Here is a 15,343-nt window from a genome sequence, read left to right on the forward strand (position 1 = left end):
CCCCTGAAGGAAAGGAAGACCGCATGAAAGCCTGGCTCACCACGACCGTCGCCGCATCGGCGCTCGGATTCATGCTGGCGGCAGCGCCGGCCATGGCGCAGGACGCCGCGACGGCGCCCGCCGCCGATGCCACCACGCCGGACCCTGACGCCAAGCAGGGCGGCAACATCGTCATCACCTACAAGGACGACGTCGCTACGCTCGATCCGGCGATCGGCTATGACTGGCAGAACTGGTCGATGATCAAGAGCCTGTTCGACGGGCTCATGGATTACGTGCCGGGCACCACCGAGCTGCGGCCGGGCCTTGCCGAAAGCTACGAGATTTCCGAGGACGGGCAGACCTTCACCTTCAAGCTCCGCTCGGGCGTCAAGTTCCACAATGGCCGCGAGATGACCGCCGAGGACGTCAAGTTCTCGCTCGACCGCGTGACCGCCCCCGCGACGCAGAGCCCCGGCGCCGGCTTCTTCGGCATGATCGACGGCTACGAGGCGGTGGCGGCCGGCGAGGCGGACAGCCTGTCCGGCGTCACGGTGGTCGATCCGACGACGGTCGAGATCAAGCTGTCGCGGCCCGACGCCACCTTCCTGCACGTCATGGCGCTGAACTTCGCCTCAGTCGTTCCCGAGGAAGCGGTGGCCGAGCACGGCGCCGATTTCGGCAAGAACCCCGTGGGCACCGGCGCCTTCAAGCTCGGCGAATGGGCGCTCGGACAGCGCGTCGTGTTCACCCGGAACGAGCATTACTGGCGCGACGGCCTGCCGTATCTCGACCAGATCACCTTCGAGATCGGCCAGGAGCCGATCGTCGCGCTGCTGCGTCTGCAGAGCGGCGAGGTCGACATTCCCGGCGACGGCATCCCGCCGGCCAAGTTCCAGGAAGTCATGGCCGATCCCGAGCAGAAGGCCCGCGTCGTCGAGGGTGGCCAGCTGCAGACCGGCTACATCACCATGAACGTCGAGATCCCGCCCTTCGACCAGAAGGGCGTTCGCGAGGCGGTCAACATGGCGATCAACAAGGACCGCGTCGTCCAGATGATCAACAACCGGGCGCTGCCGGCCAACCAGCCGCTGCCACCGTCGATGCCCGGCTATGACGAGAGTTACGAGGGCTACGCCTACGACGTGGACGCGGCGAAGGCCAAGCTCGCCGAGGCCGGCTTCCCGGACGGGTTCGACACCGAGCTCTTCGTGATGAACACCGACCCGAACCCACGCATCGCCCAGGCGATCCAGCAGGATCTGTCGCAGATCGGCATTCGGGCCGAGATCCAGTCGCTGGCCCAGGCGAATGTCATCGCCGCCGGCGGCGAGAAGGACGCCGCGCCGATGATCTGGTCGGGCGGCATGGCCTGGATCGCCGACTTCCCGGATCCGTCCAACTTCTACGGCCCGATCCTGGGCTGCGCCGGCGCCGTGCCGGGCGGCTGGAACTGGTCGTGGTACTGCAACGAGGAGCTCGACAAACGGGCGACCGAGGCCGACTCGATCGTCGATCCGGCGCGCCAGGAAGAGCGGTCGCAGATGTGGTCGAAGATCTACACCGACATCATGGCCGACGCGCCGTGGGTGCCGGTCTTCAACGAACAGCGCTTCACCATGAAGTCGCCGCGCATGGGCGGGGCCGACAATCTCTATGTCGACCCGGTCCATATCCCGATCAACTACGACTACGTGTATGTGAACGATGTGCAGTAACTGCGACTACACGATCCACAGTCGCCACCATCATTTCGGCTGGGACAACACGTTCCAGCCGGTCCAGACGGTGGCCCCCGGCTCGACGATCGAATTCGAATGCCTCGATTCCTCCGGCGGTCAGTTGACCGCCGGATCCACCGTCGCCGACGTCGAGACGCTGGATTTCGGCAAGATCAACCCGGTGACCGGGCCGATCTTCGTCGAGGGCGCCGAGCCGGGCGATGCCCTGAAGATCACCATCGAGTCGTTCAAGCCCTCGGGTTTCGGCTGGACCGCCAATATTCCGGGCTTCGGCCTCCTGGCGGACGACTTCAAGGATCCGGCGCTCACCATCTGGAAATACGATCCGGGGACCCTCGAGCCGGCTCTGTTCGGCAAGGAGGGGAAGGTGCCGTTGAAGCCCTTCGCCGGAACGATCGGCTGCGCGCCGGCCGAGCCTGGGCTCCACTCGGTCGTCCCGCCCCGGCGCATGGGCGGCAATCTCGACATCCGGGACCTGTCCGCCGGGACCGTGCTCTACCTGCCGGTCGAGGTGGCCGGGGCGCTGTTCTCCGTCGGCGACACCCATGCGGCGCAGGGTGACGGCGAAGTCTGCGGCACGGCGATCGAAAGCCCGATGAACACGGTGCTGACGCTCGATCTGGTGAAGGATGCGCGGCTGCAGATGCCGCGTTTCACCACCGCGGGACCGGTCACACGACATCTCGACGCCAAGGGCTACGAGGTGACGACCGGGATCGGGCCGGACCTCATGGCCGGGGCGAAGATGGCCGTCGCGCAGATGGTCGATCTTCTCTCGGCACGCTACCAGATGGATCCGGTCGACGCCTACATGCTGGTCTCGACCTGCGGGGATCTGCGGATTTCGGAGATCGTCGACATGCCGAACTGGGTCGTCTCCTTCTACTTTCCGCGCTGCGTCTTCGAATGAGGCAGCCTGTCGAGAACACCCGCGGCGGGGAAATGCCGCCGCGGGACGGTGCCATCCTGCGGGTCGAGGAACTGACCGTCGAGGTCGGTGGCGAGACCGGGCCGAGGCCCGTGGTCTCGGATTTTTCCTTCGAACTCGCCCGCGGCGAGACGCTCTGCATCGCCGGCGAATCCGGGTCCGGCAAGTCGATGACGTCGCTGGCGATCATGGGGCTGCTGCCCAAGCCCGGCGCGCGGATCGCTTCCGGCCGGATCCGGCTGGGCGACACCGACCTGGCGCAGCTGGGCGAGGGCGAGATGCGCCGGGTGCGCGGCAAGCGCGTCGCGATGATCTTCCAGGAGCCGATGACCTCGCTCAACCCGGTGCTGACCATCGGCCGGCAGTTGATCGAGGCGATCGAGGCCCATGAGAGCGTCGGTCGCACCGAGGCACGCCGCCGTGCCATCGCCGCGCTCGATGCCGTTCGCATTCCCGAGGCCGCCAGCCGCCTTGCCCAGCATCCCCACGAACTGTCCGGCGGCATGCGCCAGCGCGTGATGATCGCGATGGCGCTGGCCCTGCGCCCCGACGTGCTGATCGCCGACGAGCCGACGACCGCGCTCGACGTCACCGTGCAGGGGGAGGTGCTGGAGTTGCTGCGGGATCTGCAGCGCGACCTCGGCACGGCGATCATCCTGATCACACACGACATGGGCGTCGTTGCCGAGATGGCCGACCGCGTCGTCATCATGCGCCACGGCCGCATGGTCGAGACGGGGGCCGCGGCAACGATCTTCGCCGATCCGCAGGCCGCCTATACGCGCGAACTCCTGGCCGCCGTGCCACGCATGGGCCAGGGCCGCGACCGCGCGGCCGCCCGCGTCGCGCCGCCCGCCGCCGAACCGTCCACGGCTCCGGCGCCGCTGGTCGATGTCCGCGATCTCTCCGTGCGCTTCGACATCCATGGCGGGTTCTTCGGCCGGGTCGACCGGCGCGTCCATGCGGTGGAGGGGATCAGCTTCTCGGTCGGGGATCGCGAGACCTTGTCCCTCGTCGGGGAATCGGGCTGCGGCAAGTCGACGACCGCCAAGGCGCTGGCGGGACTGGTGCCGTATTCGGGCGACATCGTCGTCGGCGGCCGCAACATGGCCGGCCTGACTCGCCGGGAGACCAAGGCCCTGCGCCGCGACGTCCAGATGATCTTCCAGGACCCGTTCGCCTCGCTCGATCCCCGCATGACGGTCGGCGACCTCGTCGCCGAGCCGATGCTCATCCACAATATCGCCGAGGGCCCCGAGCGGCATGACCGCACCGCCGGCCTGTTCGAGCGGGTGGGGCTGTCCGCGTCGGACATGCGCCGCTATCCGCACGAATTTTCCGGTGGCCAACGCCAGCGCGTCTGTATCGCCCGCGCCCTGGCGCTGCGGCCGAAACTGATCGTCGCCGACGAAAGCGTCTCGGCGCTCGACGTGTCGGTGCAGGCGCGGGTGCTGGAATTGCTGCGGGAACTGCAGGACGAGTTCGGCATCGCCTATCTGTTCATCTCGCACGACATGGCCGTGGTGGAGAACATCTCCGATCGCGTGGCGGTGATGTATCTCGGCCAGATCGTCGAGATCGGCACGCGGGGCCAGGTGTTCGGCAACCCGCAGCACCCCTATACGCAGCGGTTGATCGAGGCGGTCCCGGTGCCGGATCCCGCGAAGCGGCGGCATGCCTTTCCGCGGCTGGACCACGATATCCCGAGCCCGGTGCGCCGTGTCGGCGACGAGCCGTCGCGGCTGATGCTGCAGGATTGCGGCGATGGGCATCTCGTCGCGGCCTGAGCCGCGGCGACATCGATCGGATCGCTGAAGGGGCTGCCCGACGCAGGGCGCGCGGTGGCGACCCGTCGTGTGGGCAGGGTGCCGCGCTACTGGCGCAGGACGTCGCCGAGGGTCTTGCCGGTGTTGAGGAGATGGACGCGCCAGATCGCGGCGGCTCCGGCGCTGTCGCGGATGCGGAGCGCTGCCATCAGGGCCTCGTGTTCCTCGAAGGCCTGCAGCCAGCGGTTGGCGTCGAGAATGGCCATGTAGCGGCCGCGCTGGGCCCGCAGCATCAGCCGCTCGTGGACGAATTGCAGTTCCTCGTTGCCGCTCGCGGTCACCAGCATCTGGTGGATCGTCGAGTTCAGGTCGAAATAGACGTCCTTGTCATCGGCATGGAAGGCCGCCGTCATGGCTGCGTGCACGGCCTCGATCTCGGCGATCTCCGTCTCGCTCATTCGTCGCGTCGCGAGCTCGGCGGCGAGGCTTTCGACCGCCGCGATGACCTCGAACAGCTTGATCGCCTCCTCGGCCGTGTAGGAGGCGACCCTTGCGCCGCGGTTCACCTCGATCACCACCAGCCGTTCCTCGGCTAGCACCTTCAGCGCTTCCCGCAAGGGCGTCGGCGACACGCCGAGGCTGTCCGACAGGCTTGCCACCGGGACCTTCTCGCCCGGCATCAGCTCGCCATGGATGATCATCTGGCGAAGGGTCTCGGCGACTTCCTGGTGCAGCGAATGGCGGCGGATGCGCGCCTTGCGGGGCTTGTCGCCGAGGGCGCGGGCAGGACTGGCGGCGGCGCTGGGGTTCGGGCTCAAAGGGGGACTTTCTCGACCGGCATGATCGGTTCTATGTAGGCGCATCGCTCTTTCGGAGAACTGCGCATGCTGTCAGCCAGCCCATCATTCCGCCCGCTGCGGCCCGTCCGGCCGGAAGCTGTACGCTGATGGCCGATGACACGACGCCCGCCGAGGCGCTGGCGACGGCCCTGATCGCAGCCCGGCGTTCGCACGCCCCGATGCCGCGCAGTGAGGCCGACCGGCTGGCCGGCATGATCGGCCCCGACGGTGCCTATGCCGTCCAGCAGCTGGTCTGCGAGGCCTTCGGTCCGGTCGCCGCCTGGAAGACCGGGCGCAAGCGCGTCGCCGATCCGGTGATCGCAGCGCCGGTGCTCGAGGGCGGTCTGCGCGCCTCTGGTGCCAGCTTCTCGACCGGTGAACTCGGTGCCTGCGGCGTCGAGCTGGAAATCGGCTTTCGTCTCGATCGCCCCCTGCCGCCCTTCGATACCGCCGATTTCGAGGCCCTGGCCCGGGATTGCGTGACGCCGCTGGCGGTGATCGAGATGGTGGATGGCCGCATCGACGGGTTCATGGACGCCGCGCCGCTGGCCAAGCTGGCCGACAACCAGAGCAATGGCGGCCTGGTTTTCGGCACGCAAGTGAATGAAGGGACGCTCGACCTCACCGAGCCGGAGGTGCGGCTGACCTTCGACGGCCGCGAGGTCGTGACCGGCCGCCAGAAGGTGCCGGGCGGCGACGCCTTCTCCGTCTTCCTGGCCTTTGCCCGGATGGTCGGCGATCATTGCGGCGGCCTGCAGCTGGGGCAGATCGTGACCACCGGAACCCTGTCCGGCCTGCCCTTCGTTGCGCCCGGCACGGTGATCGAAGGCTGGATTTCCGGCCTCGGTCCCGTGCGCACGGCCTTCGTCGAAGCCGCTGCCGGCGACGGTCAGGATGCGGCGATGTCCGGCCAGCGATCGTCCCATGGACAGCGTTCCTCATAGGCGGCGGCGAGCGCCAGAAGCGTCGGTTCCGCGCCGCGATCGCCGATCAGCTGCACGCCGATCGGCAGGGTGCCGGTCGGGACCGGGCAGGGCAGGGCGATGGCCGGAAGCCCGGCGGCATTGACCCAGCCCGTATAGACGGCGTGGCCGCGGGGCCCGACCGTGTGGCCGTCGATCCTGTCCGGGAAGGGCGTATCGGCCGCCCAGGGCATGGCGGCGCAGGACGGCATCAGGATCAGGTCGAAATCCGCAAAGCCTTCAGAGACCTGCCGGCGCAGGGCCGCGACCGTTTCGAGGATGGCCAGCAGGTCGCTTGCCGACCGTTCCGCGCCGCGCCGGGCCATGGCGACATATTTAGGGTTCACCTTGTCCGCGAAGTCGGGCTCGACGGCCAGAAGGCGCCCCAGTCCGATCTCGGCGATCGACGACCAGATGGCGGCGAGACCGGCGCTGTCGAAGGGCAGCGCGCTGCGCGTGACCCGGTGGCCCAGCGCGGCGAATGCATCCGCCGCGGCGTTTAAGGCGGTGACGATCTCCGGGTCGCAGGGATTGGCGTCGATCCGTTCGACCGAAAGGATGCGGAGCGGTCGATCGGCGGCCGGCGCGTCTGGCGGACAGCGCGAGGCCGGATCGGCGCGGTCGGGGCCGGCGAGGACGCTGTCGAGCAGCGCCGCGTCGCGCGCCGAACGGGTGAAGGTGCCGACCACCTCGAAATCCAAGAGCACCTGCGGCAGCCCGTCGGCGCGGGGCACGTGGCCGATGCCGGGTTTGAGGCCGACGAGACCGGTATAGGCGGCCGGGCGTCGGGTCGATCCGCCGCCATCGGTGCCGATTGCCACCGGCACGAGCCCGGCGGCGACGGCCGCCACCGATCCGCCGCTGGAGCCGCCCGGCGTCAGCGCCGGCGCCCACGGATTGCGGGTGACGCCGAAGAGGTCGTTGGAGGTGTAGCCCTCGACGGCGAATTCCGGCGTGTTCGTCTTGCCGATGACGATCGCACCGGCCTCCCGGAGACGCCGGATCGGCAGCTCGTCCCGCGCCGCGATGGTGCCGGCATAGAGCCGGCTGCCGAAGGTGGCGGGCATGCCCTTCACCACGAGATTGTCCTTCACGGCGACCGGCACGCCGTCGAGCGGGCCGATGGGTGCGCCGCTTCGCCAGCGCGCGGCCGAGGCGGCGGCCTCCTCCCGCGCCGTCGGCGACAGGCAGACGAAAGCGTTCAGCGAGGGATCGATGCGGGCGATCCGGGCAAGGCAGAGATCGACGATCGCCACCGGGTCGCTCGCGCCCTGCCGGTACGCTTCGACCAGCGCCGAGGCGTCGAGGCGCCAGGCCGGGGGTGCCGAGATGGTCATTGCGCTCAACCCGCCATGTTGCGCGGCAGCCAGAGGACGATGTCCGGCGCGAAGATGAGAAGGATGGTGAAGGCGATCATGATCAGCGCGTAGGGGAACGCGCCATAGACCACGTCCGTGAACGGACCGCCGTCCTTTCGCACGCCCTGTACGACATAGAGGTTCATGCCCACCGGCGGGGTGATCATGCCGAGCTCGCACATCAGGACGACGAAGATGCCGAACCAGATCGGGTCGACGCCGACGGCGGTGACCACCGGCAGGGCGATCGGGATGGTGAGGACCTGCATCGACAGGACGTCCATGAACATGCCGAGGAAGAGGTAGAAGACGATCAGGATGAGCAGGAGCCCGGTCGCCGACAGCCCGAAGGAGGCGACCCACTGGGTCATGGCCTGGGCCGCGCCGCCGAGGGCCAGCGTGACGTTGAGCATGAAGGCCGCGGTGATGATCAGGAGGATCATGCCGGTGGTCTTGGCCGACTGGCGGAAGCAGATGTCGATCACCTGCCAGTTCAGCTGGCCCTCCCGCCAGATGAAGCCGATGGCCACGACGACGGCCAGCGCCGCCGATTCCGTCGGCGTGGCGATGCCGGCATAGATCGAGCCCATGACGACCAGGAAGATGATCAGCGGCGGGATCAGATGGCGGGCGAGGGCGAGGCGTTCGCGCAGGGGCAGCAGCGGCTCCCGCTCGACGGTGGAGCCGTGTTCCTCGATCAGGCTCTGGACGGCGATGAAGATCATGAAGCTGAGCGTCAGCAAGATGCCGGGGACGATGCCGGCGATGAACAGCTGGCCGATCGAGGTTTCGGCGAGCGAACCGTAGACCAGGAGGTTGACGCTGGGCGGAATGAGAATGCCCAGCGTGCCGCCGGCGGCCAGCGAGCCCAGCGACCGGCTGGGCTTGTAGCCGCGCTTGTCGAGATTGGGCAGCGACACCGTGCCGATGGTCGCGGCCGTGGCGACGGACGAGCCGGAGGTGGCGGCGAACAGGGCGCAGGAGCCGATATTGGTGTGTAGCAGCCCGCCGGGCAGCCGAACGAACCAGACGGCGAGGGCGGTGTACATCCGGTCGGCGAGGCCGCCGCGCAGAAGCAGTTCGCCGAGCAGGATGAACAGCGGGATGGCGGTCAGGACGTTCTCGTTCTGCACGCCCCAGGCGACCGGCCCCATGGACTGGACCAGCGGCCAGCCGAACAGCAGCGTGCCGCCGACGACGCCTGTGACGACCATGATCACGGCCACGGGCACGCTGGCCAGGAGCAGGGCCAGCATGGCGACGAACCCGATGAGGACGGCGGAGACGGTCATGGGCGGGAATCCGGAACGGTCAGGGAAGGACGGGGCAGGCGGTCAGCGCGCATGGACATTGTCCAGCTCCTCCTTGATCTCGTCCTCCACCCCCTTCGGATCGAAGGCCTCCGACAAGGCGTCGAGGCGGCCCCGCAGGAGGAGGTAGGTGGCGTAGAGGGCGAGGCCGACGGCGACGAAGGCGAAGAGCACGTAGCCGGCGAACCAGCCGGCCTGGGGATAGATCATCGGCGTCGCCCAGGGCGTCGGCGCGACGCTGCCATAGGCGATGGTGTCGGCGATGACGAAGCGGCCGACATAGACGAGGAAGAGGCCGAACAGGGCGAGCGAGACGATCGACAGCCAGTCGAGGATGGAGCGGATCGTTGCCGGCAGCCGGCGATGCAGGAAATCGATGCGCACATGCGCCCGGTCGACCAGGGCGACCGTGAAGGCCAGCGACGATCCGATGGCAAGGACATAGCCGCCCAGTTCGTCGGCGCCTTCGAAGGAGAAGTTGAACAGTTTTCGGGCGACGGTCTCGGCCGCCACGAAGAAGGACAGCGCGACAAGCGACAGGCCGAAGACCCAGCTGGCGAATCTGGCGAAGTGATGCATGGAGCCGTCCCCGTTGGTGAGCGCAGCGCGTGGAGATCGCCGCAGGGTGCCGGGCGGCCGACGGGCCGCCCGCTCTGTTGGCGAGGGGAGACTAGAAGCCGAGCGCCTTGCCGACGGTCTTCTGCCAGTCTTCCGAGCAGGTCGGGTTGACCTTGTCGCAGATCTCCTTCCAGCCCGGGAACGAGATGTCGCGCAGCGCGCTCTGCATCGTCGCCTTGTCTTCCTCGGAGACCGGGATCAGCTTGAGATCGTAGGACTTCACCGTCTCGCAGGGCTCTTCACCGACATTGCAGTTCACGGCGTCCTCGAAGATCTCTTCCGAATAGGCCCAGATCTCCGAGACGAGACCGTCGAAGGCCGCCTGCAGCTTCTCCTGGTCTTCCGGGGAGAACTTGTTCCAGGTGTCGAGGTTGATGCCGTAGCCCTGCACCGCGATCTGGAAGGCGATCGGCAGCATGTTGCTGGTTTCCTCGGGCCAGCCGGCGGTGTTGGCCGAGCTCGGGCCGGTGATCGCGCAGTCGATCACGCCGCGGGCGAGCGACTGCTGCACTTCCGAGAAGCCGAGCGGCACCGGCGTTCCGCCGACCGAGGACACGAAATTGGCCAGGCTCTGGTCGTAGACGCGGACCTTGTTGCCGCTGAGATCGGACAGCTTGGCGATGTCGGGCTGGCAGAACAGCACCTGCGGACCAAACGGCCAGACGCCGAGGAGCTTGGTGTTGAACTTCTCCTGCAGCTGCTTGTCGACGACCGGGCTGAAGGCGTCGACGGCCTTCTTGGCGGTGGCATAGTCGGGGTTCTGGCCGACGAGGTCGAGGCCGAGAATGGTCGGCTCGTCGCGCGAGACCTGGGACATGCGCAGGGAGATGATGTCGAACAGGCCGCTCTTGAGAAGCCGCAGCTGCTCGGTGTCCTTGACGCCGGTGACGTCGACCGGCGTGTAGGTGGCGCTGACGTCGAGGCCGGTCTTCTCCGCCATGTTCTCGAAGAAGGGGGCTTCGTAGTTCTTCTGGATGAGGCCCGTCGACGAGGGCTGGCCCATCACCTTCAGGCTGATGGTCTGCGACAGGGCGGGCGCCGCAAGGGCTGCCGTGCAGGCGGCGGCAAGAAGCAGGGCTTTGATCTTCATGTTGCACTCTCCGTTGATGCCGGCTGTCCGGCAGGGGATGTGTCAGGGCCCGAAGCGGACGGGACGCCTGTCGCGAAAGCCTGCGTTGGCCGCAGGTCCGTCATCTGGGAAAACTCCGGGAACAGCCGGCCCCAGCCGGTGATCCGCGCGGTGTCGAGGCCGACGAGACGGGCCGTGGCAAAGGCGGTGATGGCGACCGAGTCGATGACCGGAATGCCGCATTCGCGCTCGAGCGCGGCGACGACCGGCGCACCGCGGAAATTCGTGCAGACGATGGCGATCATCTGCGGCCTGGCCGCCGCGACATCGCGCACGCAGTCGGCGATGGCCTCGGGCGTGTATTCGCAGAACGAGAAATTGCCGCGGTCTTCCAGGTGCCGTTCGGCCACCACCGCGATGCCCTGGCGGGCGTAATTGGCGACGATCCGCTCCTGGACCTCGCCGAGATACGGCGTCACCAGCGCGATGCGCGTGACGCCCGCCGCCCGGAACAGCCGGTCATAGGCCAGCATGGTCGTCGTGGCGGCGATGCCCGTCGCCGCTTCGATCTCGCGGCACAGTTCGACGTCGCGCTCCAGGCCGAGCCAGGCCGAGGAAGTGCCGTTCCAGGCGATGACGTCGACGCGGGCGTCGGCCAGGAGGCGCGCCGCGTCGAGGACCGGGGCGAGGTCGAACTGGGCCTGCGAGCCCTGCGACATGGAAATCTCGGTGACGCTGAAGCGACCGAAATGCACGCTCGCCTCGGCGCCGAAGGGGCGCAGGATCTCGGCCGTATAGGGTTCGAGAACGGTGTTGGAGGACGGCGTCAGCATCCCGATGCGAAGCGGCGCGCCTGCCTTCCGATTGTCCGGCCTTGCGGCCACTGCCTGCGTCAACTGGGTTCACCCTCGCCGCAACATCTTTCGATGAGCAGCATTCAATTGTTAATTGAATTCAGTGTAAACCCCTGTCAACGCTGAAATATACGCCAATCACTGACGCAAATTCTTGCAGGCTGCCCAATTGAGGGGCGATCGCGGAGGCGGTTGTGGCATCGTCTGGAGGCTTGGCCTTGGTGCCGGGGCCTGACGCAGCGGGAGGCTGTGGATGCCGCAGGAGGCCTGCAGGGCGGGACGGAATCACCGCCGCCACACGGGCGCGCCGGCAACGCGCGAGGCACTCGGGTGGCCCATGGTCGGCAGGCGTGGCCGCGCTGTGAAGGCAGCGGAACGCGGTGGCGGACGAAGGGCTGGCGCCCCGTACGGAGCCGCCAGCCTCGCGCCTATTTCACTGCGGGAAGACTGGCGGTCTCGTATTCATGGACAAGCGTGCGGTCGAGGACCGGATCGTGCATCTCCATCCGGAAGAACCGGGCCGGACGCACCCCGCCCGACAGGACGCCCAGCGTGCCGCACATCATCGCCGTGCCGGGTTCCAGCCGCCCGTCGCCGGCCGCGAAGGGACACGCCGCGATCAGCTGGTCCAGCGGCCGGATCGTCGCGACGCCGCCATCCTGATAGGCCGTCCACTCCGCCGCCGGATCGTCGCGCACGAAGGACCGCAGGAGGATGTCGTCGAGATGGTCGCGAACGTCGCGATAGTCCCAGAGCGCGGTCGCCACGGGCTTGGCGCAGACCTGCTTGGACAGGGCGACGGAATGGCTCTCCAGCTCCCGGTCGGTGTGATCGGAGCCGAGACCCAGATACAGGCATTCACCATCGTCGATCAGCAGCGGCTCGACCTCGCCCGACGAGGTGGCATCGACCACCTGGATCGCCGTCTCGCTGGTGAGAAGCTGCGCGCTGATCCGGTAGAACAGCGGCACTTCGGACGGCGGCGGGACGCCGATCGCGGCGAGTTCGGCGATGTGGTGATCGACCGCCGCGCGGTCGCGGCCGGTCCAGCCGGCGATGACGGCCTGGCGGATGGTGATCGACAGCGGGCCGTGGCCGACGCGTTCGAAGCTGAGGGTTGAGGACAAGGAAACACCTGCAAAGCGGGTTGAGGAGGGGACGAGACGCAACGGTGAGGCCGTTGCAGGGGGAGTGCAACAGATCCCGCCGGTCGGGCCGGGCCGCGAGAACGGCCCGGCGCTCCGCTTTCCCCTGCAAAGCCCGTGCCAGACCGCCCCGAGATGGACGGGGCGCGGCAAACGCCCATGCGTCGCCGCGAATTCCGTCCGGTACTATCGGAGCAATGCGCGCAGGAACGGCTTCTCCGCCAGCCGGGCCAGAAGCGCCGGGGTTTCCCGCGACGGCGGCGGGACCGCTTCCAGCGCAAGCGATTCCTGGTGCGGCGCGGTCGCGGTAAAGCGGCGGCGCGCATTGGCATGATGGAAGCGCCACAGCAGTTCCTCGGGCATGGTGGCGGCTTCCAAGCCCGCGATCGATTCGGTCTCGCCTGATTGCATGGTAGCCGGCGACCGGGCCGGGATGCCACCGGTCGTCAGGTGCCGACGGGCGCGTAGCGGCGGAGGGCCGTGGCGACGAGGCTGAGGGCGGTGATCGCGGAGGTCTTGGGATTGTCCGGCGAGGCGCGGTTCTCGAACCGCAGGACGGCGTCGCCGGCCGCGCCGGTGATCGCGATCTCGTGGGTGTTGCGGGTGACCCCGGGGTCGGCGACGACCCGAACCCGCGTGCGCTCGAAGCCGGCGGCCAGCGCGATCGTCAGCCCGGCATTGAGGTTCCTGGGATAAAGCTTCGCCGCGTCCGGCGCGCTGCCCTCGAACAGCGTGACCGGCTCGGTGCGGGCGGCATCGGCGAGGTCCAGCGCTGCGAGTTCGCCGGCCCAGGCGGCGGGCGGCTTGCGGGAGGTGTAGGTCACGGCGATGTCGCCGGTCAGAGCGGCGGCGGCGATGTAGTCGAGCCCGCCGACGGCGCCGGCGGGGATGATCAGCCGGGCCCCGCTGCGCTTGCAGATGGCATGGATGCGTGCGGCCATCTCCGACGACTGCAGGGCGCCGACCGAAGCGGGGACGACGTCGATACCGCCGTCGAGGCAGTGCGGGACCATCTCGGCGAAGGCCTCCGCCGAGGCGGCTTCGATGATCGTGTCGGGCTTCCAGGCGATCAGCGCGTCGAGATCGGCCGCGAAGGCCACGCGCTCCGGAATGCCGTCCGCCGGGGGCCGGCGGGTCAGGACCATGACCCGGCAACCCGCCTCGGCGGCGAGCAGCCTTGCGCAGGAACGGCCAGCGGCGCCGTAACCGATGAGGCCGATGCGCCGCATGTCCGAGGCCACCATCCTCAACCCCGGTCGACCGTGCCGCGGGCATCCTTCAGCCCGCGCAGCGCGATGATCGACTGGTCGCGCCAGGCGACCTTCTCCTGCAGCTTGTCCAGTGGAATCTTGTTGCGGGCATAGGTCTCGAGCGCGTTGATGGATTTGTCCGTCACCACGTCGGCGAAGCCCAGCTCGTTGGCCATCTCGTTGAACAGGAAGCCGAAATTCTCCAGATACTGGCGAATGCCGCCCTTGGCGTTCAGGTCGACGCCCTCGAAGGGGCCGAGAAACGCCCAGCGCAGGCCAAAGCCCTGGCTGATGATCTTGTCGATATCCTCGGCCGAGATCAGATCCTCGTTGAGGCAGCGGAACATCTCGACGACCAGCGCCGCCTGCATGCGGTTGAGAACGAAGCTCGGGATCTCGCGCTTGATGTGCACCGGCGTCTGGCCGCAGGCCTCCATGAAGCGGAAGGTCGCGTCGGTCACGTCGGCCCGGGTGAAGGGTGCCGGGCAGATCTCGGTCACCGGCAGGAGATGCGGCGGGGTCGCCGGATGGACGACGATGCAGCGGTCGCGGCAGGCCAGATCCAAGGCGAATTTCGACACCGGGAAGCTCGACGTGGTGGTGGCGAGGATCGCGTCCGGACCGGTCAGGCGGTCGAGCTCGGCGAAGATCGCCACCTTGGCGTCGAGCTTCTCGACAATGCATTCGTGGACGAAATCGGCATCGGCCACCGCGCCGGCGAGATTGTCGTGGATCGATATGCGGGCGGTCACCTCGGCGACGGTCTCGCCGGGCCGCAGCAGCGCGTCGGAAATGGCGATCGCCTCGGCCAGCCGGCCGGGCAGGGCGGCGCGGCCCTCGGCGCTGTGGTCGTAGATCGCGACCTGCAGGCCGCTGCGCGCATAGACGATCGCCCAGGATGCGCCGATGATGCCGGCGCCGGCGATGGCGACTTTTTCAATGGTCATGGGGACGTCCGATCGTCGTCGCGATGCGGGCAGCGCATCGCTGAGGGCAGGGAGGAGCGGCGCCGAAGGGCGCCGCAGGCGTTCAGAACTCGGGAACCCAGCGGCGCGTCTGCTCGCTCTCGTCCTCGTAGCGCCCCTCGAAGATCGGCGAGGCGATGGTGGCGCGCACATGCAGGATGTCGTCGCCGACATTGCGAAAGCCATGCCGGGCCCCGGCCGGAATCAGCACAGACTGGTTGGCCGTGACGACCACTGTCTCGCTGCCGACATGGATCTCCGCGGTGCCGCCCATGACCTCGAGGATCTCCTCGACCGCATGATGATGCGTCGGCGCGCCGAGGCCCTTTTCGCACCATTGCTCGAAGACGCAGATCTGGTGCGCGCCGGTCACGGCGGACACCCGCATCTGGGTCATGACGCCATCGCGCCATTTCTCGAGGACGCCGTCATTGTGGTCTTTGATCAGCATGACATTCCTGCCTTCGTGTGTCGGGTCGTGCGAGCGGGATGCCCCGCACCGTCACGCGGGTTGGCGCGGCCATCGCCCTCCCGTTCTGCCATTCTGCACGCAAGAAA

At 68.1% G+C, this 15,343-nt stretch carries 15 protein-coding genes; 4 read left to right on the top strand and 11 right to left on the bottom strand.

Annotation, left to right across the window (positions count from 1 at the left end; translation table 11 throughout):
* The first annotated feature begins 92 nt into the window (after window positions 1–92).
* The 3 genes from H9Q09_RS08690 to H9Q09_RS08700 are packed head-to-tail and all read left to right on the top strand — an operon-like array spanning window position 93 to window position 4,436.
* A complete protein-coding gene (locus H9Q09_RS08690; protein WP_246716082.1) occupies window positions 93–1,697 on the top strand; it encodes an ABC transporter substrate-binding protein in 1,605 nt (534 codons plus the stop codon).
* Window positions 1,687–2,631 (top strand): acetamidase/formamidase family protein, encoded by a 945-nt coding sequence (locus H9Q09_RS08695; protein WP_187390714.1) that lies wholly within the window; start codon window positions 1,687–1,689, stop codon window positions 2,629–2,631. Before H9Q09_RS08690 ends, H9Q09_RS08695 begins: the two co-directional genes overlap by 11 nt.
* The gene (locus H9Q09_RS08700; protein ID WP_246716068.1) at window positions 2,628–4,436 is read left to right on the top strand and encodes an ABC transporter ATP-binding protein; all 1,809 of its coding nucleotides are present in this window, start codon (window positions 2,628–2,630) and stop codon (window positions 4,434–4,436) included. Before H9Q09_RS08695 ends, H9Q09_RS08700 begins: the two co-directional genes overlap by 4 nt.
* 86 nt (window positions 4,437–4,522) lie before the next feature.
* On the opposite strand, the gene H9Q09_RS08705 is transcribed toward H9Q09_RS08700, so the two are convergent.
* Window positions 4,523–5,233: a GntR family transcriptional regulator gene (locus H9Q09_RS08705; protein ID WP_187390715.1), complete on the bottom strand. Its 711-nt coding sequence runs from the start codon at window positions 5,231–5,233 to the stop codon at window positions 4,523–4,525.
* 128 nt (window positions 5,234–5,361) lie between these two features.
* On the opposite strand from H9Q09_RS08705, the gene H9Q09_RS08710 reads away from it, so the two are divergent.
* On the top strand, window positions 5,362–6,198 hold the full coding sequence (locus H9Q09_RS08710) for a 2-keto-4-pentenoate hydratase (RefSeq protein ID WP_187390716.1): 837 nt from the start codon (window positions 5,362–5,364) through the stop codon (window positions 6,196–6,198).
* Here H9Q09_RS08710 and H9Q09_RS08715 read toward each other — a convergent pair.
* From H9Q09_RS08715 to H9Q09_RS08760, 10 genes are all read right to left on the bottom strand, one after another.
* Entirely contained in the window at window positions 6,144–7,553 is a 1,410-nt protein-coding gene (locus H9Q09_RS08715; protein ID WP_187390717.1) for an amidase, read from the bottom strand. The two genes, H9Q09_RS08710 and H9Q09_RS08715, sit on opposite strands and share 55 nt — an antisense overlap.
* A 5-nt stretch (window positions 7,554–7,558) precedes the next feature.
* Complete coding sequence (locus H9Q09_RS08720) at window positions 7,559–8,866, bottom strand: TRAP transporter large permease (RefSeq protein WP_187390718.1); 1,308 nt, start codon at window positions 8,864–8,866, stop codon at window positions 7,559–7,561.
* Between the two features lie 42 nt (window positions 8,867–8,908).
* Window positions 8,909–9,463 carry a TRAP transporter small permease gene (locus H9Q09_RS08725; protein ID WP_024350133.1) on the bottom strand — a complete coding sequence of 185 codons (555 nt, stop codon included), beginning with the start codon at window positions 9,461–9,463 and terminating at the stop codon, window positions 8,909–8,911.
* Window positions 9,464–9,554: 91 nt separating this feature from the next.
* On the bottom strand, window positions 9,555–10,592 hold the full coding sequence (locus tag H9Q09_RS08730) for a TRAP transporter substrate-binding protein (RefSeq protein ID WP_024350134.1): 1,038 nt from the start codon (window positions 10,590–10,592) through the stop codon (window positions 9,555–9,557).
* Window positions 10,589–11,467 carry an aspartate/glutamate racemase family protein gene (locus H9Q09_RS08735; protein WP_187390719.1) on the bottom strand — a complete coding sequence of 293 codons (879 nt, stop codon included), beginning with the start codon at window positions 11,465–11,467 and terminating at the stop codon, window positions 10,589–10,591. Before H9Q09_RS08735 ends, H9Q09_RS08730 begins: the two co-directional genes overlap by 4 nt.
* Window positions 11,468–11,853: 386 nt before the next feature.
* The gene (locus H9Q09_RS08740; protein WP_187390720.1) at window positions 11,854–12,552 is read right to left on the bottom strand and encodes a DUF2848 domain-containing protein; all 699 of its coding nucleotides are present in this window, start codon (window positions 12,550–12,552) and stop codon (window positions 11,854–11,856) included.
* A gap of 204 nt (window positions 12,553–12,756) precedes the next feature.
* On the bottom strand, window positions 12,757–12,948 hold the full coding sequence (locus tag H9Q09_RS08745) for a hypothetical protein (RefSeq protein ID WP_187390721.1): 192 nt from the start codon (window positions 12,946–12,948) through the stop codon (window positions 12,757–12,759).
* Window positions 12,949–13,016: 68 nt separating this feature from the next.
* Window positions 13,017–13,814 carry an aspartate dehydrogenase gene (locus tag H9Q09_RS08750; protein ID WP_210315281.1) on the bottom strand — a complete coding sequence of 266 codons (798 nt, stop codon included), beginning with the start codon at window positions 13,812–13,814 and terminating at the stop codon, window positions 13,017–13,019.
* A 2-nt stretch (window positions 13,815–13,816) separates the two neighbouring features.
* Window positions 13,817–14,767, bottom strand: a complete 951-nt coding sequence (locus H9Q09_RS08755; protein ID WP_187390723.1) for a 3-hydroxyacyl-CoA dehydrogenase — start codon at window positions 14,765–14,767, stop codon at window positions 13,817–13,819.
* A gap of 82 nt (window positions 14,768–14,849) precedes the next feature.
* Window positions 14,850–15,236 (bottom strand): cupin domain-containing protein, encoded by a 387-nt coding sequence (locus H9Q09_RS08760; protein ID WP_024350140.1) that lies wholly within the window; start codon window positions 15,234–15,236, stop codon window positions 14,850–14,852.
* Between the last annotated feature and the right edge of the window lie 107 nt (window positions 15,237–15,343).

Source organism: Aurantimonas sp. DM33-3, assembly GCF_014334315.1.
GTDB classification, from domain to species: domain Bacteria; phylum Pseudomonadota; class Alphaproteobacteria; order Rhizobiales; family Rhizobiaceae; genus Aurantimonas; species Aurantimonas coralicida.

Excerpts from the sequence above, each read along its gene's own strand:
- H9Q09_RS08760 (WP_024350140.1), bottom strand. The coding sequence starts at position 15,236 with ATGCTGATCAAAGACCACAATGACGGCGTCCTCGAGAAATGGCGCGAT.
- H9Q09_RS08750 (WP_210315281.1), bottom strand. The coding sequence starts at position 13,814 with ATGGTGGCCTCGGACATGCGGCGCATCGGCCTCATCGGTTACGGCGCC.
- H9Q09_RS08690 (WP_246716082.1), top strand. The coding sequence starts at position 93 with ATGGCGCAGGACGCCGCGACGGCGCCCGCCGCCGATGCCACCACGCCG.
- H9Q09_RS08715 (WP_187390717.1), bottom strand. The coding sequence starts at position 7,553 with ATGACCATCTCGGCACCCCCGGCCTGGCGCCTCGACGCCTCGGCGCTG.
- H9Q09_RS08710 (WP_187390716.1), top strand. The coding sequence starts at position 5,362 with ATGGCCGATGACACGACGCCCGCCGAGGCGCTGGCGACGGCCCTGATC.
- H9Q09_RS08730 (WP_024350134.1), bottom strand. The coding sequence starts at position 10,592 with ATGAAGATCAAAGCCCTGCTTCTTGCCGCCGCCTGCACGGCAGCCCTT.
- H9Q09_RS08700 (WP_246716068.1), top strand. The coding sequence starts at position 2,628 with ATGAGGCAGCCTGTCGAGAACACCCGCGGCGGGGAAATGCCGCCGCGG.
- H9Q09_RS08725 (WP_024350133.1), bottom strand. The coding sequence starts at position 9,463 with ATGCATCACTTCGCCAGATTCGCCAGCTGGGTCTTCGGCCTGTCGCTT.
- H9Q09_RS08720 (WP_187390718.1), bottom strand. The coding sequence starts at position 8,866 with ATGACCGTCTCCGCCGTCCTCATCGGGTTCGTCGCCATGCTGGCCCTG.
- H9Q09_RS08695 (WP_187390714.1), top strand. The coding sequence starts at position 1,687 with ATGTGCAGTAACTGCGACTACACGATCCACAGTCGCCACCATCATTTC.
- H9Q09_RS08755 (WP_187390723.1), bottom strand. The coding sequence starts at position 14,767 with ATGACCATTGAAAAAGTCGCCATCGCCGGCGCCGGCATCATCGGCGCA.